Source organism: Halorarum sp. SLYT50 (assembly GCF_059821265.1).
The window spans coordinates 1,936,151-1,958,255 of the sequence record NZ_CM187555.1 but is presented as its reverse complement, the minus strand read 5'-3'; the positions used below and the strand labels follow the sequence as shown (position 1 = coordinate 1,958,255).

Genomic DNA, 22,105 nt, shown 5'->3' with positions numbered 1-22,105 from the left:
TAGGTGCCCGCCGTATGCGACTCTCACCCACACGTCCGACCGGTCACTCGAGGACGCGCCAGGTGAACAGGCTCTCCGCGACGTAGTTCACGAACATGCCGACGCCGATACCGGTGGCCTTGGAGACGACGAACCAGCCGTCGATGCCGGCGACCGTGAGCGGGAGCGCGAGCCCGCGGTACAGCAGCGAGAACGTGGTCAACTGGACGACGATTCCCCCGAGGCGCACGACGTTCGAGCGGGCGAGGCGGCGCAGCGTGGCCCCGAGGTCGGTCGTCCCCTCCTCGGAGAAGGTGTAGCGGTCGTTGAGCAGGAACATCACGACCACCGCCACCTCGATGCCGACGAGCACCGCGAGTTCGGGGAACACGCCGAGTTCGCGCAGGGCCGTCGACGTCGTCACGTCGAAGCAGAACCCGACGACTCCGACGGAGACGAACTGTCCGAATCGGGCGGCGGAGGCGAGTTCTCCGAGCGCGGCGCCCGCCCCGTCGGTGTCCCCGTCAGCGCGTGGGGTGTCGGGTCCGTCGCCGCGTCCGGTGTCGTCGGCGCGGCCGCTCATCAGACGCCGTTACCCGCCTCCGACTCGGGGTCGCGAGAGGCGGACTCGCGCTCGACGAGCGTCGGGGCGTCGGTCCGGTCGAGGAGACGGTGGAGTCGGTCGTTCCGGATGAGGCGGGCGCGGTGGCGCGCGACGAGCAGCCCCCGCCCCATGTCGAGCGTGTCGTCCACGGGGGAGACCGTTGAGCCGGGCTGGTCCTCCCACGTCACCGGCACCTCCAGGAGCCGGTACTCCATCGCAGCCGCGACGGCCAGCAGTTCGATGTCCCACGCGAAACCCGGTTCGTACAGGTGGTCGCGGACGGACTCCCACGCCTCGGCGGTGAGCGCTTTCGCCCCGCACTGGTAGTCGTACAGTTTCGCGTCCAAGAGGCGGCGCGCGACCCACGCGAAGCCGTCCCCGAGGAACCGGCGCGCGAACGTCTGGTGTGAGCGCACGTCGGCCGCCGGGTGGCGGCGCGAGCCGACGCCGATGTCGGCGTCGCCGGCGCGCACCCGCGCGACCACGTCGGCGAACGAGTCGGCCGGGGTCGCGCCGTCGGCGTCGACGAACGCGAGGACGTCCGTCGAGAGTTCCTCGAACCCGGCCGAGACCGCCGCGCCTTTGCCGCGGCGGCGCCGGACCACCCGGCAGTCGACGTCCGGCGGGAGGTCGAGCACGGGCGGGTCCGTCGACGGAGGGGCGTCGAGTTCGACCCGGAGTTCGTCCGGGTCGAGCGTCGCTCGCAGGTCGCGGAGGAAGCCTGCGAGACGGTCCGGTCGGGGTCTGTACGCGGGAACCACGACCCCGACGGTCGGCGACATGCACACCGATAGGCGGGGGACGGGTGAAAAAGCGTCCGAAACCGACCGCTCCCGCGGTACGAACCGGGCCGGCGGCGCTGTCGGGCGAGCGGCCGGCCACGGCGGGTGCATCCCAAAAGGGACTTACCCGGGCGGGCACCTCTCACTGTCGATGGAATACGGGCTCGTCGCCGTGTGGCTCCTCGCCTTCCTGGCGCTCTCGTCACTCGGCCTCCCACTGGCGGCGCGGCTGTTCCCCCGCTTCGAGACCGGGGGGTCGGGTTCGCGCTCCCGCTCGCGCTGCTCGTCTCGGGGTCGTCGGCTTGGGTCGGCCGCGTCGCGTTCGGGGTCCGCGGCCGGCTGGTCGTCCTCGCCGTCCTCGCGGCGCTCGCGGCGTTCGACCGCGACGCCCTCCGCGAGGGGTCGGTCGAGTTCGACCCGCGTGTGAGCGCCGCCGTGAACCGTGCGGCCGCGGTCGACGCCGGCGTCGTGTTCCTCGCCGCGTTCGCCCTCCTGCTCGCGGTCCGGGCGACCGACCCGGCGGTCCACGCCGGCGGCGGAGAGAAGTTCCTCGACTTCGGCCTGCTCAAGTCGCTGCTGCGCGGCGGGGTGCTCGCTCCCGAGGACATGTGGTTCGCGAACGAGCCGGTGCGCTACTACTACGGCGGGCACCTGCTCACGGCGCTGCTCGCGACGTTCACCGGGACGCCCGCCCGGTTCGCGTACAACCTCGCGCTGGCCGGCTTCTACGCCGCGCTCGTGACCGCCGTCTTCGACCTCTCGGGCGCCGTCGCGGCGGCGCGCGGCCTGTCGCGCCGCCGCGCGGGGCTGCTCGGCGCGTTCTTCGTCGGGTTCGCCGCCAACCTCTACACCGCGACCCGCGTCGTCCTCGGCGCGCTTCCCGAGGGACTCCGCGCGGCCGTCGGCAGCACGCTGGGGTTCGACCCCGCCGAGTACGTCGGCGGCGCGTTCTCCTACTGGACGGCGAGCCGCGTCATCCCCGGCACGATAAACGAGTTCCCGCTGTTCGCGTGGCTCAACGGCGACCTGCACGCGCACATGCTCGACACGCCGTTCCTCCTCCTCGCGGCCGCGCTCGCGTTCGCGCTGTTCCGCGCCGGCCCCGACGAGACCCGGCGCCGACGCCTGCTGCTGTTCGGGGTGGTCCCCGTCGTCGGCGGGTTCCAGGCGGTCGTGAACACGTGGAGCTTCCCGTCGGTGTTCGGGGTCGTGTGGCTCGGCCTCGCGCTCGCGCCGACGCCGCCGCGGACGCTCCTCCCGGCGACGCTCCGCGTCCCGGTCGAGCGTGCCGTCGCCGGGCGGCCGCGCGCCGAACTCGCCCGGCCGGTCGTCGCGCTCGCGCTCGTCGCCGTCGGGCGTCCTCGCCGTCCTCGTCGGGTCGCCGTTCCTGCTCGGCGCCGCCACCGGGGGCGGGAGTTCCCGGGTGCCGGCGCTCGTGACGCCGGAGATGCGCTCCTCGCTCGGGAACCTGCTGCTGGTCCACGGCGCGTTCGTCGCCGCCCTCGGCGCGTACCTGTTCGGCCGACTCCGGGGGGAGAGCGGGAGTCCGCTCGAACTGGCCGGCGTCGTGGTCGCCGTCGCCGTCGCCGCCGTCCTCGTGGGTCTGCCCATCCTCGCGGTGGCCGCACCGCTGCTCGTCGGCGGCTGGGTCGCCGCGCGGACCGAGCGGGCGGGGTTCGAGGCGGCGCTCGTCGTCGCCGGGACGGGGCTGGTGCTGCTCGTGGAACTGGTGTACCTGAACGAGCAGGCGGGGCCGGGCCGGATGAACACGGTGTTCAAGACGTACGCGCAGGTGTGGCCGCTGTGGGCCGCCGCGACGGGGCCGGCGCTCGCCGCGCTCCTCCGGCGACCCCGGCGGACGGCGTGGCCGAGTCCCGGCGCGCGCCGCGTCGCCGCGTCGGCGTTCGTCGCCGTGCTCGTCGTCTCCACTGCGGCGTACGGGGCGTTCGCGCTGCCGGCGCACTTCTCGGACGAGTACCCGGACGAACCGACGCTGGACGCCACGGACTTCGTGGCGACGTACCACCCGGCCGAGGAGCGGGCCATCGACTACCTCGACGGGCGCGCCGGCCAGCCGACGCTGCTGTCCGCGCCCGCGACGGGGACGTACCCCGACGCCGCGAACCGCCACGGCCACGAGCCGGGGATGTACTCGTGGTGGTCCAGCCCGGCGGCCAGCCTGACGGGCGTGCCGACCGTCGCCGGGTGGGAACACGAGGTGGGCTACCGGGGAGCGGAGGCGTACTTCGAGCGCGTCCGCGACGTGGACGCGGCGTACACCGACCCGGAGGAGACGGCCGGGGTGCTCAGGGAGTACGAGGTGCGTTACGTCTGGGTCGGCCCCGCGGAACGCGCACGGTACGGCGCGGACCTGCAGTCGTTCGGCGACCTCCGGGGCGTCGAACCGGTGGTGGAGACGCCGGAGGTGACGCTGTACCGCGTGACTCCCTCGGAACTCCCGGAGAACTGAGCGGGGTGCGTGGACCGAGCGAGCCGGCGAACCGGGAGAAGCGGAGAGACTGGGAGAGTCGAACGGGTCGAACCGGGGGCGGAGCGAAGTCGGCCGGGGGTCTCAGACGGAGAGGTCGCCCTTCGCCTTCACCACGTCGAGCGCCTCGCCGTCGATGGTCTCGACGTCGAGCCAGTGGGGGACGTACTGGCGCTTGTCGAACGCGTCCCGCTCGTCCTCGGTGCCGATGGTACACCAGAGCTGCGGCTCGTCGGGGCCGTGGTAGTCGCCCTGCCGGTCGATGGCGAACACCACGTACTCCTCGCCGTCGTAGTTGATGACCGCGTCCCGCCGGATGCCGGGGTCACCGTGGACGATGAGCTTCTGCATGCGCCCGGCTACCCCGCGTCCGACACTAAGGGTTTCGATGGGGTTCGGCGGGGGCCGATAGGTCCGGACCGCCGGTCCCCGGACGAGGGCGGAGGCGAACGGGAGACCCACACCGCAGACCCGCACCGCTTATGCGGCGCGCCCGCCCACGGCCACGCGATGTCCACCCTCGCCGAGAAGCGCGTGTTCACCGAGCAGGACGACCGGACCCGCGTGCTCGTCGCCAGTTCGCTCGGCGTCGTCGGCGTCTCCGTCTCGGGCGACCTCGTGGGCGAGTTCGGCGTCGAACACCGCTGTACCGCCCGCGACGTCGGGGCGAGCGCACGCGCGCTCGCGGTGGCCACCGACGAGGACGTGCTCGTCGGCGAGTACGAACCGACCGGCCACGGCCCGGCGGTCGCCGTCGCCCTCCGCGAGGCCGACGGCGGGACGGACGTGCTCGCGGCCGCGCCCGACGGCACCGTCTCGCGGCTCGCGCCCGACGGGACGGGAACGACCGACGACGGCGCAGGCGGCGGCGAGCACGAGTGGACCCCGCTCGGGGCCGTCGACGACCCCCGCCGGATGGACGGCCCGCTCGTCGCGGCGGCGGACGGCGTCCACCGCGCGGTCGGCGACGCGCTGGAGTACGCGGGACTGGACGACGCCCGCGACGTCGCGGCCCGCGGCGTCCCGCTGGCGGTCACGAGCGAGGCGCTGTACACGCTCGGGAACGGCTGGATGCGCGACGTCGAGGGTGCGTTCCGCGCGGTGGCGACCGACGCCGACGGCGAGCGAGCGCTCGCCGCGACGGCCGACGCGGTGTACGAACGCACCGCCGCGACGGACGTGGAGTGGGAGCGGCACGACGAACCGGACGTGGTCGACGTCGCCGTCGCGGGCGACCTGCGCGTCGCCGTCACTGACGGGGGAGCCGTACGCGTGAACCACGACGGCGAGTGGCGCGGGCGGAGCCTCGGCGTGCCGGACGTGGCCGCCCTCGCGGTGCCGACCGGGGCGGACGTGTCGGCGGACGAGGACGCGCCGGGTTCGCCCGAGTAGGAATCGGTTTGTATCCGGGGGCGGATACCCTCGCGTATGCTCGTGCCCGGCTCCGCCTCGCAGTCGCTCGCGGCCGCGCTCGCCGCCGAGACGGGGCTCCCGCTCGCGACGCCGGAGTACCGCTGGTTCCCCGACGGTGAGGAGTGCGCCTCGGTCCCCGACCTCGAGACGGGGGTCGAGGAGGCCGTCGTCGTCGCCGGGACGCCGTCGAACGACGCGCTCGTGGAACTCCTCCAGCTACAGGACGCCTGCCTCGAGGCCGGCGTCGAGCGCGTGACGACCGTCCTCCCGTACATGGGGTACGCCCGGCAGGACAGCGCGTTCGGACCCGGGGAGCCGGTGTCGGCGCGCGCGGTGGCCCGCGCCGTCTCGACCGGGACCGACCGGGTCGTGCTCGTGACGCCCCACGAGCGGAGCGTGACCGACTTCTTCGACTGCGAGACGGCCGTGCTCGACGCCGCCGCTCGCCTCGCCGCGCCGCTGCCGGACGACCTCTCCGAGCCGCTGTTCCTCGCACCGGACGCGAGCGCCGAGTCGCTCGCGACGAGCGTGCGCGACGCCTACGGTCGCGGCGCGACCGACTTCTTCGAGAAGGAACGCGACCGCCGGACGGGCGCGGTGTCGGTCGAACCCAGCGACGCCGACGTGACGGGCCGCGACGTCGTCCTCGTGGACGACATCGTCGCCACCGGGTCGACGATGAGCGAGGCCGTCGCCACGCTCCGCGAGCGCGACTGCGGACGCGTGCTCGCAGCCTGCGTCCACGGCGTGCTCGCGGGCAACGCCCGGACGAGGCTCGCCGCCGCGGGCGTCGAGTCCGTCGTGACGACCGACACCGTCGAGCGGACCGAGAGCGCCGTCTCCGTCGCGCCCGTCGTCGCTGACGCGCTCTGAGCGCGGGCGGCCGAGGGGGAGAGGCGGCGGGGACGGACGACGGCGAATCTCGTCACGTAACTAACTACTTGCGTCGTCCGTCCGTACGCCCCACATGAATCGTCGGGCTTGGATGGCCCTCGCACTCGTCGTCCTGCTGGCCACTGCGGGATGCGTCGCCCCGGGGAGCGCCGGGCCGACGCCCCGCGAGTACCCCGACCGGCCGGACCCGCTGACCGCCGACACGGTCGGGGTCTACGTCGCGCAGTACGAGGAGGTGTACCGGCACAACGCGATTCTCGACGGCGAGACCGAGGAGGTGAAGGAGATCGTCGTCGGCGCGGGCGTCGTCTCCGTGAACGAGACGGCCGACGGGTTCGAGGTGGTCGTCTCCGTCGGGTTCTACTACACGTTCGGGGACGACGGGACCGGGAGACCGACCGGCATCGCCGACGGGCGGCCGTACGAGGCGACGTACGTCGTGAGCGCGACGACGACCGAGCGAGTCGACGACACGCTGTGAGCCGGTGGGTACTCCCGGACTATCGGGGCCTCAGTTCGCGTCGGCGTCCCGCGCGACCAGCGCGAGCGTCCGCGGGAGTAGCTGTCGGTAGCCGAAGAGGTAGACGCCGAACACGAGCAGAATCGCCGCGAGCAGGAAGTCGACCGCGGCGTGCTGGAAGTTCGCGGCCGCGAGCGCGGTTCGCCCCACCTCCTCGACTCGGATGCCCGCGCCGGTGAACGCGACGCTTCCGACAGCCACGACCAACCACTCGAACGCCGCCCACACCGCGTCGAAGGTACCCTCTCGCATACGCCAGCGGAGCGGGTGGGTGGTCGTCAACCTTTCGCCTCGCAACGAAACCGTCTTCTGGGTGGAACGGCCGACACCGACCATGACAGGTCGATACGGGAACGTTGACTACGCTCGGCTCACGAAGGGAGGCGTACTCGTCAGCCTGCTCGCGTTCGGACTCGCGCTCGCGGCGCAGTTCGCCGCGAGCGCAGTCGGGGTGACCCTGCCGGGGTGGGAGCGGACGCTCCTGACCGACGTGGAGTACCTCGCGATACTCGGGATTCCGGTCTCCGTGTTCGTCTTCGGCGTCGTCATGCCGCTCACGGAGTGAACCGCGACGACCCGCGGCACCCGTCCGCGGACGACCGCCTCGTCCTCCGACCGGGCTGCCGCCGCTGTCCCGCGCTCGTCGAATCGCGGACGCGTATCTCGTGGGGGAACGGCCCGCGCGACGCGAGCGTGGTCGTGGTCGGGGAGGCGCCGGGCGCGGGCGACCCGGACGCGCCGGTCTGGAAGGGCGGCAACCACACGGGCCGTGCGTACACCTCTCGCCACTCCGGCCGGCGCGTCCGCCGGCTGATGGCCGCGCTCGGGTACGCCGACGACGCCTTCTACACGAACGCGGTGAAGTGCTTCCCCGAGGGCGACGACGGGAGCAACCGCAAGCCGACGGCCGCCGAACTGTCGAACTGCCGCACCCACCTCGAAGCCGAACTCGACGCCGTCGACCCCGCCGTCGTCGTGGCCACCGGGAAGCACGCGACGGAGACGCTGCTCGCGTTCGAGGGCCGGAGCCTCGAGGGGTTCGTCGACTCCGTCTGTGAACCGGTCGACTGTCCGGCGCTCGGCGTCACCCTGCTGCCGATTCTCCACCCGAGCTACCAGGACGTGTGGCTCTCGCGCCTCGACCTGAGCGAGGACGAGTACCGCGAGCGCATCGCGGAGCACCTGCCCTGACCGTCCGTGCGGTTCGGGCGAACCCACCCGTCGCCCCCAGATTCAAGCGGACTCGCGGAGATGGTCGGAGCATGAGCGAGGACTGCATCTTCTGTCGCATCGTCTCCGGCGACATCCCCGGCCGAATCGTCGGCGAGTCGGAGGACGCCGTCGCGTTCCTCGACGCGAATCCGATGGCGCCGGGCCACACGCTCGTCGTGCCGCGCGCGCACCGCGAGCGCCTCGCGGACCTGAGCGGCGAGGAGTCGCGGGCCGTCTTCGACCTGCTGTCCGACCTCGTGCCGCGCGTCGAGGCGGCGGTGGACGCCGACGGCGCGACGGTCGGCCTGAACGACGGTTCCGCGGCCGGACAGGAGGTGCCTCACGTCCACGCGCACGTCATCCCGCGGTTCGACGACGACGGCGGCGGTCCCATCCACGTCGCGGCCGGGTCCCGCCCCGACCTCTCGGACGAGGAACTGGACGACATCGCGGCGGACATCTCCGGGTCGTCCGGGCAGTAGCGGGCTCTCACCCGAGCGCGAGACGGTATCGTATCGAGGGGCGGTCAGCGGCCAGTCACCGCCCGAGCGACGCGCTCCTCAGACGAACGGAATCCCGGTCGCCTCCGGGGTGACGATGCCCAGCGCGCCGAGAATCCACGCGACGACGACCACCGCGAGCCACGCGACGAGCGTGATGGCGACGGCGTCGCCCCAGCCGCCGGGGTACCGCCAGTTGATGACCGCGAGGTAGGCGACGAGCGCCAGCACCAGCCCGAGCCACCCGAAGGGGACGAGGAACACGACCACGGCGTAGACGAGCGACCCGACGAGCGCCGTCACGATGGCGTACGTGTAGTCCTCGACGCCGGCGATGACCCTCGCGCCGACGTAGATGCCGAACGCTCCGACGAGCAGACTGGCCACGAACACGATGATCGAGTCCACAAGCGTCACAGTTGTTTGCAGCATGAGACGACGGAGGGCGACGTGACGGCATTCGAATGTCGCTTGCATATGCAAGCGTTGACACGAGCGAGCCAGCAGCACACCGGCGTGGGCGCGGCGAGAGCGACGACGCCGCGGCTGACGCATCTGAGAATCGGAGCCGACCCCTTATCCGAACCGAGGCGCGCACCGCGTGTATGACACGGACGCGAACGCGAACGGCCGCGCTCGTCGGCGTCGCCGGCGGCGTCGGCACCACACGGACGGCCGTCGAGTGCGCGGCGGCGCTCGCGCGCGCCGGACGCGACGTCGCGGTGCTCGACGCCGCGTACGCCACGCAGGGGCTCGCGCGGTTCGTCGACGGCCGCGTCGACCCCGACGTGACCGCGCTCTGTCTCGCCCCCGACCGCCCGCTGTCGACGGGGCTGTACGACCTCCCGCTCGACGCCCCCGGCCGGGTCGCACTCGCGCCGGCGCACGCGCCGTTCGAGCGTCTCGCCCGCGCGAAGACCGCGGACGCGGCGCGTGCGTTCGAGGACCGCGTCGCGGCGGCCGCGGAGTCGGTCGACCACGTGCTGCTCGACGTGCCGCCGGTCGCCGCCAACCAGGCCGTCGCCGCCGTCACCGCCGCCGAACGGGTGACGCTCGTCGCACCGGGAGACGCGCGAGGAGCCGACGCCCGCCGCCGAGCGGCCGACCGGCTGGCGGACGTCGGTGCGCCAGCGGACGCGACCCTGACGGTCGGCGGCGATCTCGACGCGGCGGACGCGGCCGTGCCGGACCTCGCCGACCGCCCGAGCTACGCCGCCAACCCGGACCGCTCGGACGAGTCGGTCGCGGCGCCGGTCGCACTCGACGCCGACGCCGCCGCGGCGGGCGTCGTCGCCGCGGCCGAGACGCTCGTCGACGAGCAACTCGACGTCGAGTTCGCGAACGCCGGCGTCCTCGAACGCGTCCGCTCGGGCGTCCTCGGCCTCCGCTGAGCGACCGGCGCGGTCAGAACAGGTCGGTCGTCTCGGTCATCGTCCCCGCGAGCGCGTCGCGCTTCTCGACGCTCGCGCTCCCGTTCCCGCCGAGCGCCAGCGTCCCCTCCGCGGCGTCGGCCAGTTCGGGGACCGCGTCGTGCGCCTCGACGTAGCCTGCGAGCGCGAAGTCCGCCTCGTCGCCGCCCGTCAGCGCGAGCGCGTCCGCGCGCGTCAGGTCGCCCGCCAGCCAGTCGCGGACCACCTGTCGCGCCGTCGGTGCGAGCGGCGAGACGCCCGCGACGCCGCAGCGGTGCAGCGCCTTCGCGGCCGCCACCGGCGCGACGCCGGCCGCCCGGGCGCTGTCCCCGACGCTCGCGCCGCTCGCGTGCTCCTCGAGGACGGTGGCCGTCGCCGCCGGGGTACACGGGAGCGCGTCGGCGTGCGGGGCCAACCGGTCGACCAACGGCTCGTCGGTGTCGTCCACCGTGGCGACGCCGCGCTCCTCCTGTTCGGCCGTCACCTCGATGCCGGCGGCGATGTCCGAGAGCGTCATACGCGTGCTTGTCCATTGATTACTATAAAGTTACGCTCTACCGTCATCATGCGTGGTAATCGGCGGGCGGCGGAACGTACCGGTAATCGGTACGTTCACCGGCGCCGTCCGGGGGCCGAACCCCCGATTCCCCCCGTAGTTAAGTATGGGTTCGGGACCGAGTTTCGGGTATGAGCAAGGCAACGACGGCCTGCCCGGAGTGTGACGGACGAGTGCGTGCGGACGGGACCGAGACGGTCTGTCGCGACTGCGGACTCGTGGTCGCGGCCGACCGGGTCGACCGCGGCCCCGAGTGGCGCTCGTTCGCGGACGACGACACCGACCCCCGCCGGACCGGCGCGCCGCTCACCCGCTCGCGCCACGACCGCGGGCTGTCGACCGAGATAGGCTACACGCGCGTCAAGGGACGCAAGCGGCGACAGTGGGCGCGGATGCGCCGCCAGCACACGCGGGCGCGCATCTCCTCGAAGCGCGAGCGGAACCAGGTGTACGGGTTCACCGAGGTCCGCCGGCTGACCAGCGTCCACTCGCTCTCCGAGCAGGTGCGCGACCAGGCGTGTTCGCTGTTCAAGTCCGCACAGGAGGAGGACCTCCTCCGCGGGCGCTCGCTCGAGGGGTTCGCCGCGGCGGCGGTGTACGCCGCCTGTCGGGCCGCCGGTGTCGCGCGGACCCGCGGCGAGTTGCTCGCGGACGCGAAGGCCACGGCGGACGAGTTGGAGGCCGCGTACGACGCGATGAACCGCGAACTCGGTCTCCCCATCGGTCCCATCGACCCCGTCGAGTACGTTCCGCGGTTCGTCTCGGAACTCGGGCTGAGTGCGGCGGTCGAGCGGGGCGCCCGCGCGCACCTGGAGACGGCCCGCGAGCGGGGACTGACGAACGGCCGGAACCCCGGCGGCGTCGCGGCCGCGTGCGTCTACACCGCGGCGCGCGACGAAGGGGAGCCCTGCACCCAGAGCGACGCCGCGGAGGTAGCCGACGTGACTCCCGTGACGCTCCGGAACACGTACACCGACCTTCGGGAGTGACGGGGCGCCACGGCCGACCCGCCGCGTGACGACGGCCGAGTTCTCGTTCTCCCGAACCGCCTGTCGCGAAGAATCTCACGCGCTCCGAGCGGCGCTGTTACCGCCTCGGAAACGGTCGACGGCCCGCGAGCGCGGCAATCGACGCTCCCGCGTCACCGCCGGGTCGCGCGGACCGCGTCGGCGAGCGCGTCGACCGCCCGTCCGGCGGCGCTCCCGGAGTGGGCCGTCGAAACCGGTCGCTCGTCCGCTATCGCACGGCCCAGCCGCGGGTCGGCCGGCACGACGACCGCTCGAGCGCCGAGCGCGCGCTCGACCGGGTCGGTGGGCGGCGCGTCGACGACGCGGTTGAGCGCGACGCACGCGACGCCCGTGTCGAGTTCCCGCGCGAGTTCCCGGCTCCTGACGGCGTCGGCGAGCGCCCACGCCCTGGGCGAGGTGACGACGACGCACGCGTCCGCGAGCGCCAGCGGGACGCCCGCGTCCGCCCGGAGTCCCGCCGGACAGTCGAGCACCACGTCCCGTCCCCGAGCGACGGTGCGGACCGCGTCGTCGAGCGCGCCCACGTCGGCCGCCCGCGCGCCGGCGAGCGACCGACCGCACGGGAGCAGGTCGACCGGACCCGGACGGACCGCCTCGGCCGGAGCGGCGCAGCCCGCGAGGACGTCGTGGAGGTCGGGTCCGCGCTCGCGCCCGCCGGGCAGGTCGGCCATCGCGAGGTCCGCGTCGACGACGAGCGCATCGAGCGCCGCGCCGAGTTCGTACGCCAGCGTCGACTTCCCGACGCCGCCCTTCCCGCCCGTGACCGCGAGAATCACGCCAACCCCCGGAGCGCCGCGACCGGAACGTCCGTCTCCTCTGCCCGCTCCGCGAGCCGTTCGGCCCGCTCTGCGAGCGTGCGGAGTGCGGCCGCGTCCCCCGCGAGAGTCCGTGGGAGGTCGGCCACGCGCGTCTCCGTCGGGTCCGTTTCCGCCAGCGCGGCCGTCGCGTCCGCGACCGACGCGTCCGTCAGTCGCTCCCCCAGACCGACGCGCCCCTCGACCGTCTCGAGGTACGAGTCGACGACGTCCGGAACACCCGACGCCCGGTCGGCGGACGGACGGTCGGGGGAGTCGTCGGTCGAATCGGTGTGGGGCGACTCTCGACCCGCTTCGACGGTCGGCGCCTCCGGATGCTCCCGGTCGCCGTCGGGCTCTAGCTCTCGCCGTCGCTCGCTCGCGCGCTCGGGAACGGGGACGACGTCGCGCGGCGGGCGAGCGGGTTCGAGGTCCCGTCGGGCGCGCTCCGCCGACGGGTCGGTCGCGTCGTGCGGGGGACCGACCGACGCCAGTTCGAGCGGTCGCTCGGCGTCCACGCCGCTCGCGACGGGGCAGGCGTATCCGAGCGCCAGCGTCCCCTCCGCGGGCACCGTTCCCTCGAACACGTCGTCCGACCAGCCAGAGACCGGCGCGCCGCGGCGACGTGGCGGGAGGACGGGACCGTCGAGGCGACTGCGGAGTCGTACGCCGCGAGCGACGGGCGTCGGATTCGAAACGCGCGCGGTGACGAGCGCGACGCCGGCGCGGACGTCGGTCGTCGCGTCGAGCGAGACGGACACACCGCCGGTGGTCGCGTCCTCGTACTTAGTGATACGCCGTCAGACCCGCGCGACGGGCGCGTCGAGACGCGTCGCCGCTTCGGCGGCGCTCTCGAACCGGCGAACCGCGAGGACGACCGGCTCCGTCCGCGCCGCGACGCATACGGCCGCAAGCGCCGCCGTCACCCGGTCGCCGTCGAACTCGTCGGGCGCGTCACCCGGGGAGGCGCCGTCGGAGAGTCGCCGCACGGCGTCCGCGAACGAGGGGTACACCGCCGCCGCGAGGTCGGCGCGCGCCTCGCGCCGCCGGTTGGCGAGCGCGTCGCGGAGCCGGAGTCGGCGCTCGCTGGCGTCGCGCCGCTCGCGCGCTCGGTCGCGCGCCCGGTCGAGCGCCTGCTCGGCAGCGACCCGCTCCGTCTCCGCTTCGGTGAGTTTCCGCGTCGCCTCGGCGAGCGCCGCCTCGGCCGTTGCCGGGTCCCGGTCGGCGCCGCGGGCCGCCTGTACCCGACCCCGACAGGCCGCGACGCGTTCGCGGAGGCGGGCGGCGTCCTCGCCCGCCGTCGCCGCGCGCTCGCGAGCCGCGGCCAGCGTCGTCCGGTCGGCGGACTCGTCGGTCAGCGCGTCGAGTTCCGCCTCCAGTTCGGCGATACGAGCGGCGTTCGCCGGCGTGTGACCGCGGCTCCGCGCGGCGGCCGCGAGTAGTCGAAGGAGCGACGGCGGGGCGTCGCTCACGACGGCGAGCGGGGCGGTGACGTCCAATCCGAGTGCGTCCGCGACCGCTTCCGGGTCGGCGCCGGTCCCCGCCAGGTCGACGGCTCGACCGGCGTACGTCCGACCGGCGAGTCGGAGTCTCACAGCTCCGACTCCCGCATGGCGTCGACGTCGGGATGGTCCGTTCCCGCGGCGAACTTCGCGTACGGCGTGCTGGGCGACTCGCGCGCCTCGTACGCGTCGGCCGCCTCCCTGACGTCGGGAGGGACGGCCTCGAACTCGTTGAACGGGGCGGTTCGCTCCACCTGTACGTCCGTCCCGTGTTTCGCCCGCAAGCGGAGCGCCAGGAACGCCCTGAGTTCGGTCGCCTCCAGCAGGGCCGCGCGGCCGAACCCGCGGACCACGGTCTCCTCGTGTGACCGGCAGGCGTTTCGGAGCGTCGTTCGCGCCGCCTGCGAGTAGGTGATTATCAACAGCACGACTCGTTCTCCCTCCGTCGCGAGTGCGTCCGTTCCGTCTGCATGTTCGAAAGCAGCGACCCGCGCGGCCCCGTCGCGTCGGGACGCGTCGGTCGACTAGCGCGTTCTGACCGTTCGCTCACCCTCGCCGACGTCGACGACGGCGTCGAACAGGGTCGTGATTACCTCGACGGTGCTCTCGTCGTGCGCCGACGGGTCCATGTGGAAGTGTGCGACCGCGTCGACGGCGGCGAGTCGGCCGGTGAGCACGTGGAGGAACTCGTAGGCCGTCTGGAGGTCGACGTACTGCAAGAGCGCGGTGAGCGAGTCGAAGCAGACGACCGTCTGTCCGCCCGCCGTGGACCACTCGCGGAGGTACTCCGTGACGCGGATGCCGAGGCCGGTGAGGTCGCTGGGGTTGGTCACCGTCTCCGTCGGGCCACCCGGACCGGTCGGGCCGGTCGGACCGGTCGACCCTGCCTCGCCGCCACTCATCGCCGCGGCCGACCGAGCGCCGTTGTCCACGCTGACGATACCGAGGTTCTCCGGGCGGGTCCCCGACCGGGCGCGGTAGCGGCGGATCTGCTCGTCCGGCGCTTTCGTGTAGGCGACCCACAGCGCGTTCTGTTCGCCGTTCTCGTCGGGGAGCAGGAGGTCTGCACAGACCGTCCCGCAGTCCGTCGACATGGCGGGCGAGAGCAGTAGCACGCTCGCTGCGTCGCCGATTTGTGCGGTCACCTCCGCCCCGTGTTCGTGTGACATCAAAGTGCCGTCCGTCCTCCTGGTAACCACCTAGATTCAAATGCGTAAATATTTTCCCTCACTCGAGGGGTTCCACGGCGTCGGGGTCCGCACCCGCGAGCGTCGCGATGCGCTCGCGTGCCGTCGACGGCGAGGGGGCGACCACGACGGTCCCGTCCGGCTCTCCGCCGACGGCGCGGTACGCCCGCCGGTCGTCGGTCTCGAACTCCGTCGCGAACGTCCGCAGGACGGTGCCGACGCGGCGCTCCGTCGTCGCCAGGTCGGCCTCGCCGTCCTCGAAGGCACGGAGGGCGTCCTCGACGTTACGGATGGCGGAGATGCGGTCCATCTACGTGGTCCTGACGTAGCCGCCCTGTGGTTCGTATATCTCGCCCCGCGTCCGCAGCTTCTCCAGTTCCTGTTCCGCCTTCCCACGGTCCATCCCGACCTCGTCCGCACGGTCGAGTATCTGCTCGACCGGCGCGCCGGGTTCGTCGTCGTACTCGTCGGCGATGGTCGTAATCAGTTCTCTGAGGCTCTTGATGCGGTCGCGCTGGCTCTTCGAGGTCCCGGTCTCGACCACGTCCGCGTCGAACTGCCCCGTCTCGGGATCGACGCCGATGTCCTGCAGGCACGACCGGACGATGTCGATGACGCGCTCGGCGTCCTCCTCCTCGACGAAGTCGGCGAGGCGAACCCGCGCGCTCGCCTCCGAGAGGCGCACGAGCGCCTCCAGTTTCCGCGCCGTGACGGGCACCGGCGCGTCCTCGTCGGCCCCCCGCGCCCGGAGGTCGACGTAGAACTCGCGGATGGCCTCCTTCGCCTCGTCGGTCATCGTCGGGAAGCAGTTCCGCTTGGCGTACGCGATGTACTTCCGGAGGAGTTCCGGGTCGATGGCGGGTTCGACCTCCTCGGTCACGTCCTCGACCTGCTCGCGGCTGAAGTTCGAGGTAGCGAGGTTCTCCCGCTGGGTGTTGAGTTCGCCCGCGTAGTTCGTCGTCAGGATGTGGTCCGCGAGCTTCGCGTCGTGGTCGGGGTCCGGCTGGTCGGTGACGGTGAAGATGAGGTCGAACCGCGAGATGAGCGCGGGTTCGAGGTCTATCTGCTCTCCGATGGGTTCGTACTGGTCGAACCGGCCGTACTTCGGGTTCGCCGCGCCCAAGAGCGAGCACCGCGACTTGAGCGTGGCGTTGATGCCTGCCTTCGAGACGGATATCTGCTGCTGTTCGAGCGCCTCGTGCATCGCCGAGCGGTCCTCCGGGCGCATCTTGTCCAACTCGTCGACCGCCGCGATACCCTTGTCGGCGAGCACGAGCGCGCCGGCCTCCAGCGTCCACTGCTGGCCGTCGCCGAAGTCGTCGCGGACGGCCGCCGCGGTCAGCCCCGCCGAGGAGGAGCCCTTCCCCGAGGTGTAGACGGAGCGGGGGGCGATGTTCCGGATGTACGAGAGCATCTGGCTCTTCCCCGTACCCGGGTCACCGATGAGCAGCATGTGGAGGTCGCCGCGGATGCGCGACCCGTCCGGGAGGTGTTTGGTCACGCCGGAGAACAACTGGAGGATCATCGCGAGTTTCTCCTCGTCGTAGCCGTAGATGGACGGCGCGACGGACCCCACCATCTCCTCGTAGATGCCGTCGTGGCTGGAGAGTTCGACGATCTCCTGTTTGTCCTCCTCGGTGATGTCCATGTCCTCGAACTCCTCGTCCTCGACGGTGAGCGACACGCCCTCCATGTACGGGTCGAAGACGGTGGTCTTCTCCTGCCCCGAGGTGACCTGTTCCATCTCCAGGCGGCCGACGACCGTCACGTGGTCGCCGGGCGTCACCTGCCCGCAGATGTCGTCCTCCAGGTTCACGTCGATGGACTGGGGCGTCTCGCCGCCGCGGAGCCCCTCGGGCGACTCCTGGACCCGAAGCTGCTGGGAGTCGATGAACTGCGACTCGTTGTTGTTCACCCGGAACGGCCCCTGCCGTTCACAGCCCTGACACTCGTGGGGTTCCTGGAACCCCGAGTCGTTCTGCGGGATGTACGTCATCGTCCCGCAGCGCTGGCACTCGAACGCCGCCTCGACGATCTTCGGGCGCACGTCCGTCGCCTTCCGGACGATTCCCTGCACCGCGACCATCGAGCCGATGTGGTCGTCGCTGACGCGGATGTTCCGGATGTCGATGGTGTTCTCGCGCGGCAGGTCCCGCAGGCGGACGTGCGCCTGCCCGAGCGAGATGTCGACCGGCAGGTCGTACGTCCGGAGCGCCTCCTCGGCCACCTCCTGCATCTCGCCCGGGCGGCTGAGGTAGCGCTCCGCGAGGTCCATCTCGAACGTGTAGAGGTCGTCGTACTCGACGTAGAGCGAGCGCTGTTCCTTGGGATACCGCTGTGCGAGCGTGGCGATATCGTCGTCGTAGTACGTGCGGAAGAAGCTCAGGAACTCGTCGAGTTCCCCCCGCTCCGCTTGACTCATTACCCGAACGTAGTCGCCTTACCGTGTAAGAACTTCGCCCCCGGAGCGGAAGTGGTCGCTCGCGCGGGTGCCCACACCGAGGAGACGGCGGAGACCGGTCCCGCTCTCAGTCACCCCCCTTCTCGCTCGGCGACGCTGGGGGACGACCCGCGTCGGAAGTGGGACCGCCCGGATTCGAACCGGGGTCACGGGCACCCAAGGCCCGAAGTATACCAGGCTAACCCACGGTCCCGTACTCGCTCTGCGGTCGAAACGCGGTAAAGCGTTTCGCTCCGATTCCCGGCGTCCGCACGGTGACGTCACAGCCCGAGTGGGAAGAACACGCTCACGCCGAGCGTCGTCACCACCGCGAACGCCGCCTGCAGCGGCGCGCCGACGCGCACGTAGTCGGTGAACCGGTAGCCGCCGGGACCGTAGACGAACAGGTTCGTCTGGTAGCCGACGGGCGTCATGAACGCCGTGCTCGCGGCGAACGTGACGGCCATGGCGAACGACAGCGGGTTCGCCCCGAGCGACTCGGCCACTTGGATGGCGACCGGAATCATCAGCACGACGCTCGCGTTGTTCGAGATGACGTTGGTGAGCAGCGCCGTGACGACGTAGAACACGCCGACGAGCACGAGCGGCGAGACGAGCGCCGACGCGCCGACGACGCCGTCGGCGAGGAGTGCGGCCGCGCCCGACTCCTCCAGCGCGATGCCCAGCGGGATGACGCCCGCGAGCAGGAAGATGACGTCCCACTGGACCGCGTCGTACACCTCCGTCGGCTTCAGACAGCCGGTGACGACCATCGCGAGCGCCCCCGCCAGCGCGGAGGCGACGATGGGCATCACGTCGAGCGCCGCGAGCCCCACCACCGCGGCGACGATACCCACCGCGACGACGGTGCGCGACTCGCGGTAGTCGTGCGTCTCTATCTCGCCGGCGACGATGAAGTTCCGGTTGGCGTCGAGCCGTTCGATGCTCTCGGTACTCGCCTGCACCAGCAGCGTGTCGCCCACCCGCAGGGGGATGTCGTCCATGCGCTGGCGGATGAGTTCCCCGCCGCGCCGGAGCGCCAGCACCGTCGCGTCGTAGCGCTGGCGGAAGCTCGCGGACGCGAGCGACTCGCCGACCAGCGACGACCCCGGGGCGATGACCACCTCCATCAGGTTCTGACCGCCCTCGGCGGCCTCCAGTTCGCTCTCGTCGACGGTGACCTCGGGGACCAGGTCCAGCCCCTCGACGTCGAGCAGGTCGAGCAGCGTGTCGCGGTCCGTCCGGACGGCGAACACGTCGCCCGGCTGTATCTCCTTCGGTCCGAGCGGTTCGAGGAACACGCGCCGGTCCCGGATGAGTTGGACCAGGTCGACGTCGAACTCCGTCTCGACGAGCGCCGCCTCCACCCGCTGGCCGACCAGCGGCGAGTCCTCGCGAACCACCACCTCGGTGAGGTACTCGGCCATCCCGAACTCCTCGGTGAGGTCCGCACGGGGCTTGATGCGCTCGGGGGTGAGGTACCGTCCGAGCGTGAACAGGTAGAGCGAGCCGACGACGAGCAGCACCGACCCGAGCGGCAGGAACTCGAACATGGTGAAGGTCCGCGCCACGTCGGGAGGCGCGAGCCGGGCGTACAGGTCCGACGCGAGGATGTTCGTCGAGGTGCCGATGAGCGTGAGCGTCCCCCCGAACATCGACGCGTAACTCAGCGGGAGCAGGAGCTTCGACGGGGAGGTTCGCCCGCGCTCGGCCAGGTCGGTCACCATCGGCAGGAGGATGGCGACGGCGGCGGTGTTGTTGATGAACCCCGAGATGGGGCCGACCAGCCCGACCGTGGCGCCGAGCTGTCTCGTCTCGTCGCCCCGCGTCACCCGCGAGAGGAACGCGCCGAGCCGCTGGACGATGCCGGTCCGGCGCACCCCGTCGCTGAGGACGAACATCGCGAGCACGGTCAGCGTCGCCGTGTTGGCGAACCCCGAGAGCCCCTGCTCGGTCGTGACGAGCGTCAACCCGCTCGCGATGAGACCCCACTCGGCGAGCGTCGCGGACACCGGGTCCACGACCAGCAGGGCGACGAGCACCGCGAGCGCGGTGATGTCCACCGGCACCGGCTCCGTCGCGAACAGGAGCAACGCGCCGAGGACGAGGAGGAAGACGAAGAGCATCTCGGGCGTCAGTGGCACGCCGGGGAGGACGCTGCCACCGGGCAAAAAGGGACGGGACGCGGCGACGTCTCTCTGGTCGCCGACCGATCGGTCGGGGGAGCTACAGGTCCTCGTCGGCGAGTTCCAACTCCCCGACGATGTCGTACGGGTCCGAGCCGGCGCGGACGCCGTCGAGGATGCGGAACGCGTCGTCGGGCGCGAGGAAGTGGCGCGTCACCGCGCGCCCGAGCGGCGTCGGCGAGAGGCCGTCGATGAACCCCCACTCCAGCAGCTTCCCGACCGCGTGGGTCGTCGGTACGTCGCCGAGCATCCGGTCGTTGAGCGCCTTCGCCCGCTTGCCCGCAACGACGATGTTCGCCAGCGTCTCTTCCGCGGCCGCGGACTCGTCGTACACGGTCGTGACGTCCTCCATCTCGCCCTTCAGGAGCTTGAACGCCACCTCGTCCTCGGTCATCTCCATCGAGTTGTGGTACGAGCAGTCGGGTTCGACCAGCATGTAGACGGTCCCCCTGTCGTGGTAGTCGGGTCGGCCCGCCCGCCCGAGCATCTGCTCGAACTCCTGCACCGAGAGCCACTCGATGCCCATCGCCAGCGTGTCGAACACCACCTGCGAGGCGGGGAAGTCGACGCCGGCCGCGAGCGCCGCCGTCGTGACGACGGCCGCGAGGTCCTGGTTCCCGAACTGCCGCTCGACGGTCTTCCGCCGGCGGTAGTCCAGGCCCGCGTGGTACGGCGCGCTGGAGTACTCCAGCTTTCGACTGATCTCGTGACACCGCCGCCGGGAGTTGGTGAAGATGATGGTCTGCCCGCGGTACCCCTTCGAGGACTCGCTGTCGAACTCCCGCTTGACGAGGCGGTTCTCGATGCGGAGCTTCTCTCGGCTGTCCGCGAACGTGACGTGCCGCTCGATGGGGACGGGCCGCTCCTCGAACTCGATGAGCGTCGCGCGCAGCCGTTTCGCCAGCCACTCGGGGTTCCCCACGGTCGCCGAGAGGTACACCCACTGGGCGGTCGAGTTCCGGCGCTCGGTGTAGTGTTTCAGCCGGCTTATCATCCCGTCGAGGCGGTGACCCCGCTCGCCCTCCTTCAGGGTGTGCACCTCGTCGATGACGACGGTGCCGATGTCGCCCATGTCCTTGCCCGTTCGCAGGGCGTGGTCGATGCCCTCGTAGGTGCCGACGATGACGTCCGCCCCGGGGTCGAACCGGTTGCCGTCGTCGTTGATGCGGGACGCCCCCACCCGGATGGTCACGTCCAGCACGTCGCCGTACCGCTCCTCGAAGTCCTCGTGTTTCTGGTTCGCGAGCGCCACCAGCGGCACCAGAAACAGCATCTTCCCCTCGCCGTTCAGGGCGCTGTTCACGCCCGCGAGTTCGCCCACGAGCGTCTTCCCCGTCGCCGTCGCGCTCACCACGAGCTGGTCGTCGCCCGCGCCGCCCCCGTCCGCGAACAGGCCGTTCCGGACGGAGAGCGACTGGACCGGCAGGAGTTCGTCGAACCGCCCCTCCACGCGCTCCTGGAGCGCCGGGTGGAGGTCCAACTCGTCCGTCCGGACCGGGTCGACGTCCTCGACGGTGGCGGAGATGGTGTCGAACTTCGTGAGGTCCGGGTCGAGGTTCCCCTCGAGGAGGTTCGTGATTCGTTCGAGGTCCTGTACCTCGAACAGCAGTTCCTCGAGACGGTCCTGCGCGGCCCCGGTGAACTGTCCCTTGAACGACAGCTCACGCTCCAGCTCGCGCTTCGCGCAGTCCTGGCAGATGTAGTCGCGGTCGGCCTTCACCGCCGTCTCGCTCGTGACCGGCGAGTAGCGGCCGGCGTTCGCGCAGTAGCGACAGGTTCGGACCTGCTTCGCGTCTAACTGGTAGCCGTCGAGCATCGCCTGCAGTCGGTCGCGCGCACCGGAATCGGTCTGCTCGGAGATACGGATGCGTCTCGCGTTGCGCGCCAACTCGACGAACTGGTCGGGCTGGCGTGGCTCCTCTCCCGAGTCGCGCTTCACCCGGAACCGCCGTGGGCGCGGCCCGGCGTTCGTCTCCTTCAGTTCGAGGACGCCGCGGAGCACCCGCGTGCCGTCTCGCGTGACCACGACGGTGTACTCGCCGTCGCGCTCGTGGAGGAACAGGGTCTCGACCTGCGGGAGTTGTTCGGACACGTCGTTGTCACCGATAGGAGGATGTGGTATTTCAGCCGTTCGCCTTCGGTATCGGAACCGGTAGGCGGGAACCCGGGGTAGTCGTCGCCCGGACCGGCTCGCTACTCGTCGTCGACGACCTGAATCGCGTCGTCGCCGTTGGGCACACAGCAGACGAACGCCCCCTCCTCGTCGCCCTCGTTCCGGTACCAGTGGACGACGCCGGCGGGGACGAGGAGCGAGTCGCCCGCGGAGACGGTGTACTCCTCCTCACCGATACCCACGGTGTACTCGCCAGCGAGCACGTACTGCTCGTGTTCGACCTCGTTGGTGTGTCTCGGCGCCGTCGCGCCCGGCGCGAGGGTGAACCGCCGCATCGCGAAGGTCGGCGCGCCGTCCGACTCGTCGAGGAGGACGCCCTTCGACAGGCCGTCGGCCGCGTCGACCGGTTCGTACGCCACCTCGTCCGCGCGCTTCACGACCGGCCGCGTCCCGTCGTCCGTCCGGCTCATGTCTCCCACGTCGGGACGGACCCCCTTA

At 71.8% G+C, this 22,105-nt stretch carries 24 protein-coding genes, 1 tRNA gene and 1 pseudogene; 9 read left to right on the top strand and 17 right to left on the bottom strand.

Annotated elements, in window-relative coordinates:
- Nucleotides 1-43: 43 nt before the first annotated feature.
- Together AC6RUA_RS10265 and AC6RUA_RS10260 are read right to left on the bottom strand one after the other, a co-directional pair.
- Nucleotides 44-562, bottom strand: coding sequence for a GtrA family protein (locus tag AC6RUA_RS10265; RefSeq protein WP_499812921.1), 519 nt, complete (start codon nt 560-562; stop codon nt 44-46).
- Nucleotides 562-1,365: a glycosyltransferase gene (locus AC6RUA_RS10260; protein ID WP_499812920.1), complete on the bottom strand. Its 804-nt coding sequence runs from the start codon at nt 1,363-1,365 to the stop codon at nt 562-564. The genes AC6RUA_RS10265 and AC6RUA_RS10260 overlap by 1 nt, the downstream gene beginning before the upstream one ends.
- Nucleotides 1,366-1,516: 151 nt before the next feature.
- On the opposite strand from AC6RUA_RS10260, the pseudogene AC6RUA_RS10255 reads away from it, so the two are divergent.
- Nucleotides 1,517-3,835 (top strand): annotated as a pseudogene (locus AC6RUA_RS10255) (DUF2298 domain-containing protein).
- Nucleotides 3,836-3,937: 102 nt separating this feature from the next.
- Here AC6RUA_RS10255 and AC6RUA_RS10250 read toward each other — a convergent pair.
- Nucleotides 3,938-4,204: an HAH_0734 family protein gene (locus tag AC6RUA_RS10250; RefSeq protein WP_499812919.1), complete on the bottom strand. Its 267-nt coding sequence runs from the start codon at nt 4,202-4,204 to the stop codon at nt 3,938-3,940.
- Between the two features lie 159 nt (nt 4,205-4,363).
- Between AC6RUA_RS10250 and AC6RUA_RS10245 the strand changes: the two genes are divergently transcribed.
- The 3 genes from AC6RUA_RS10245 (at nt 4,364) to AC6RUA_RS10235 (ending at nt 6,641) form a co-directional block, all read left to right on the top strand.
- Entirely contained in the window at nt 4,364-5,245 is an 882-nt protein-coding gene (locus tag AC6RUA_RS10245) for an HVO_0234 family beta-propeller protein (RefSeq protein ID WP_499812918.1), read from the top strand.
- Between the two features lie 36 nt (nt 5,246-5,281).
- Nucleotides 5,282-6,139 carry a ribose-phosphate diphosphokinase gene (prs, locus tag AC6RUA_RS10240; protein WP_499812917.1) on the top strand — a complete coding sequence of 286 codons (858 nt, stop codon included), beginning with the start codon at nt 5,282-5,284 and terminating at the stop codon, nt 6,137-6,139.
- A 112-nt stretch (nt 6,140-6,251) separates the two neighbouring features.
- Complete coding sequence (locus AC6RUA_RS10235) at nt 6,252-6,641, top strand: hypothetical protein (RefSeq protein ID WP_499812916.1); 390 nt, start codon at nt 6,252-6,254, stop codon at nt 6,639-6,641.
- Nucleotides 6,642-6,671: 30 nt separating this feature from the next.
- On the opposite strand, the gene AC6RUA_RS10230 is transcribed toward AC6RUA_RS10235, so the two are convergent.
- The gene (locus tag AC6RUA_RS10230) at nt 6,672-6,932 is read right to left on the bottom strand and encodes a DUF8151 family protein (RefSeq protein ID WP_499812915.1); all 261 of its coding nucleotides are present in this window, start codon (nt 6,930-6,932) and stop codon (nt 6,672-6,674) included.
- An 82-nt stretch (nt 6,933-7,014) separates the two neighbouring features.
- Here AC6RUA_RS10230 and AC6RUA_RS10225 point away from each other — a divergent pair, with 82 nt between their 5' ends.
- The 3 genes from AC6RUA_RS10225 to AC6RUA_RS10215 all read left to right on the top strand — a co-directional run bounded on the left by AC6RUA_RS10225 (nt 7,015) and on the right by AC6RUA_RS10215 (nt 8,374).
- Nucleotides 7,015-7,245 (top strand): DUF7860 family protein, encoded by a 231-nt coding sequence (locus AC6RUA_RS10225; protein ID WP_499812914.1) that lies wholly within the window; start codon nt 7,015-7,017, stop codon nt 7,243-7,245.
- Nucleotides 7,242-7,871, top strand: coding sequence for a uracil-DNA glycosylase (locus AC6RUA_RS10220; protein WP_499812913.1), 630 nt, complete (start codon nt 7,242-7,244; stop codon nt 7,869-7,871). The genes AC6RUA_RS10225 and AC6RUA_RS10220 overlap by 4 nt, the downstream gene beginning before the upstream one ends.
- Nucleotides 7,872-7,942: 71 nt before the next feature.
- Complete coding sequence (locus AC6RUA_RS10215; protein ID WP_499812912.1) at nt 7,943-8,374, top strand: HIT family protein; 432 nt, start codon at nt 7,943-7,945, stop codon at nt 8,372-8,374.
- A gap of 78 nt (nt 8,375-8,452) precedes the next feature.
- On the opposite strand, the gene AC6RUA_RS10210 is transcribed toward AC6RUA_RS10215, so the two are convergent.
- Complete coding sequence (locus AC6RUA_RS10210) at nt 8,453-8,824, bottom strand: hypothetical protein (protein WP_499812911.1); 372 nt, start codon at nt 8,822-8,824, stop codon at nt 8,453-8,455.
- Between the two features lie 173 nt (nt 8,825-8,997).
- Between AC6RUA_RS10210 and AC6RUA_RS10205 the strand changes: the two genes are divergently transcribed.
- Complete coding sequence (locus AC6RUA_RS10205; protein ID WP_499812910.1) at nt 8,998-9,783, top strand: CpaE/TadZ family protein; 786 nt, start codon at nt 8,998-9,000, stop codon at nt 9,781-9,783.
- 13 nt (nt 9,784-9,796) lie between these two features.
- Here the strand turns inward: AC6RUA_RS10205 and AC6RUA_RS10200 are convergent, their stop codons facing one another.
- On the bottom strand, nt 9,797-10,318 hold the full coding sequence (locus AC6RUA_RS10200; RefSeq protein WP_499812909.1) for a DUF7858 family protein: 522 nt from the start codon (nt 10,316-10,318) through the stop codon (nt 9,797-9,799).
- 170 nt (nt 10,319-10,488) lie between these two features.
- On the opposite strand from AC6RUA_RS10200, the gene AC6RUA_RS10195 reads away from it, so the two are divergent.
- Nucleotides 10,489-11,346, top strand: a complete 858-nt coding sequence (locus tag AC6RUA_RS10195) for a transcription initiation factor IIB (RefSeq protein ID WP_499812908.1) — start codon at nt 10,489-10,491, stop codon at nt 11,344-11,346.
- A gap of 152 nt (nt 11,347-11,498) precedes the next feature.
- On the opposite strand, the gene AC6RUA_RS10190 is transcribed toward AC6RUA_RS10195, so the two are convergent.
- From AC6RUA_RS10190 to AC6RUA_RS10140, 11 genes are all read right to left on the bottom strand, one after another.
- Nucleotides 11,499-12,161 carry a MinD/ParA family ATP-binding protein gene (locus tag AC6RUA_RS10190; RefSeq protein ID WP_499812907.1) on the bottom strand — a complete coding sequence of 221 codons (663 nt, stop codon included), beginning with the start codon at nt 12,159-12,161 and terminating at the stop codon, nt 11,499-11,501.
- Nucleotides 12,158-12,940 carry a DUF7857 domain-containing protein gene (locus tag AC6RUA_RS10185; RefSeq protein WP_499812906.1) on the bottom strand — a complete coding sequence of 261 codons (783 nt, stop codon included), beginning with the start codon at nt 12,938-12,940 and terminating at the stop codon, nt 12,158-12,160. The genes AC6RUA_RS10190 and AC6RUA_RS10185 overlap by 4 nt, the downstream gene beginning before the upstream one ends.
- Nucleotides 12,941-12,979: 39 nt before the next feature.
- Nucleotides 12,980-13,774: a DUF7856 family protein gene (locus tag AC6RUA_RS10180; protein ID WP_499812905.1), complete on the bottom strand. Its 795-nt coding sequence runs from the start codon at nt 13,772-13,774 to the stop codon at nt 12,980-12,982.
- Nucleotides 13,771-14,109 (bottom strand): DUF7855 family protein, encoded by a 339-nt coding sequence (locus AC6RUA_RS10175; protein ID WP_499812904.1) that lies wholly within the window; start codon nt 14,107-14,109, stop codon nt 13,771-13,773. The genes AC6RUA_RS10180 and AC6RUA_RS10175 overlap by 4 nt, the downstream gene beginning before the upstream one ends.
- Nucleotides 14,110-14,205: 96 nt before the next feature.
- The gene (locus tag AC6RUA_RS10170) at nt 14,206-14,850 is read right to left on the bottom strand and encodes a DUF7504 family protein (protein WP_499812903.1); all 645 of its coding nucleotides are present in this window, start codon (nt 14,848-14,850) and stop codon (nt 14,206-14,208) included.
- 58 nt (nt 14,851-14,908) lie between these two features.
- Nucleotides 14,909-15,178, bottom strand: a complete 270-nt coding sequence (locus tag AC6RUA_RS10165) for a DUF7854 family protein (RefSeq protein WP_499812902.1) — start codon at nt 15,176-15,178, stop codon at nt 14,909-14,911.
- Nucleotides 15,179-17,290, bottom strand: a complete 2,112-nt coding sequence (locus tag AC6RUA_RS10160; RefSeq protein ID WP_499812901.1) for a minichromosome maintenance protein MCM — start codon at nt 17,288-17,290, stop codon at nt 15,179-15,181. It abuts the gene before it with no gap.
- Between the two features lie 159 nt (nt 17,291-17,449).
- A tRNA-Pro gene (locus AC6RUA_RS10155) sits at nt 17,450-17,522 on the bottom strand.
- A 67-nt stretch (nt 17,523-17,589) separates the two neighbouring features.
- A complete protein-coding gene (locus tag AC6RUA_RS10150; RefSeq protein WP_499815436.1) occupies nt 17,590-19,434 on the bottom strand; it encodes an SLC13 family permease in 1,845 nt (614 codons plus the stop codon).
- 100 nt (nt 19,435-19,534) lie between these two features.
- Complete coding sequence (locus AC6RUA_RS10145) at nt 19,535-21,586, bottom strand: DEAD/DEAH box helicase (protein ID WP_499812900.1); 2,052 nt, start codon at nt 21,584-21,586, stop codon at nt 19,535-19,537.
- A gap of 101 nt (nt 21,587-21,687) precedes the next feature.
- Nucleotides 21,688-22,077, bottom strand: a complete 390-nt coding sequence (locus tag AC6RUA_RS10140) for a cupin domain-containing protein (protein ID WP_499812899.1) — start codon at nt 22,075-22,077, stop codon at nt 21,688-21,690.
- Nucleotides 22,078-22,105 lie beyond the last annotated feature (28 nt).

Bases quoted from the DNA above. Each gene is read 5' to 3' on its own strand.
- AC6RUA_RS10265 (WP_499812921.1), bottom strand. From the start codon at position 562: ATGAGCGGCCGCGCCGACGACACCGGACGCGGCGACGGACCCGACACC.
- AC6RUA_RS10260 (WP_499812920.1), bottom strand. From the start codon at position 1,365: ATGTCGCCGACCGTCGGGGTCGTGGTTCCCGCGTACAGACCCCGACCG.
- AC6RUA_RS10250 (WP_499812919.1), bottom strand. From the start codon at position 4,204: ATGCAGAAGCTCATCGTCCACGGTGACCCCGGCATCCGGCGGGACGCG.
- AC6RUA_RS10245 (WP_499812918.1), top strand. From the start codon at position 4,364: ATGTCCACCCTCGCCGAGAAGCGCGTGTTCACCGAGCAGGACGACCGG.
- prs (WP_499812917.1), top strand. From the start codon at position 5,282: ATGCTCGTGCCCGGCTCCGCCTCGCAGTCGCTCGCGGCCGCGCTCGCC.
- AC6RUA_RS10235 (WP_499812916.1), top strand. From the start codon at position 6,252: ATGGCCCTCGCACTCGTCGTCCTGCTGGCCACTGCGGGATGCGTCGCC.
- AC6RUA_RS10230 (WP_499812915.1), bottom strand. From the start codon at position 6,932: ATGCGAGAGGGTACCTTCGACGCGGTGTGGGCGGCGTTCGAGTGGTTG.
- AC6RUA_RS10225 (WP_499812914.1), top strand. From the start codon at position 7,015: ATGACAGGTCGATACGGGAACGTTGACTACGCTCGGCTCACGAAGGGA.
- AC6RUA_RS10215 (WP_499812912.1), top strand. From the start codon at position 7,943: ATGAGCGAGGACTGCATCTTCTGTCGCATCGTCTCCGGCGACATCCCC.
- AC6RUA_RS10210 (WP_499812911.1), bottom strand. From the start codon at position 8,824: ATGCTGCAAACAACTGTGACGCTTGTGGACTCGATCATCGTGTTCGTG.
- AC6RUA_RS10205 (WP_499812910.1), top strand. From the start codon at position 8,998: ATGACACGGACGCGAACGCGAACGGCCGCGCTCGTCGGCGTCGCCGGC.
- AC6RUA_RS10200 (WP_499812909.1), bottom strand. From the start codon at position 10,318: ATGACGCTCTCGGACATCGCCGCCGGCATCGAGGTGACGGCCGAACAG.
- AC6RUA_RS10195 (WP_499812908.1), top strand. From the start codon at position 10,489: ATGAGCAAGGCAACGACGGCCTGCCCGGAGTGTGACGGACGAGTGCGT.
- AC6RUA_RS10170 (WP_499812903.1), bottom strand. From the start codon at position 14,850: ATGTCACACGAACACGGGGCGGAGGTGACCGCACAAATCGGCGACGCA.
- AC6RUA_RS10165 (WP_499812902.1), bottom strand. From the start codon at position 15,178: ATGGACCGCATCTCCGCCATCCGTAACGTCGAGGACGCCCTCCGTGCC.
- AC6RUA_RS10160 (WP_499812901.1), bottom strand. From the start codon at position 17,290: ATGAGTCAAGCGGAGCGGGGGGAACTCGACGAGTTCCTGAGCTTCTTC.
- AC6RUA_RS10150 (WP_499815436.1), bottom strand. From the start codon at position 19,434: ATGCTCTTCGTCTTCCTCCTCGTCCTCGGCGCGTTGCTCCTGTTCGCG.
- AC6RUA_RS10140 (WP_499812899.1), bottom strand. From the start codon at position 22,077: ATGAGCCGGACGGACGACGGGACGCGGCCGGTCGTGAAGCGCGCGGAC.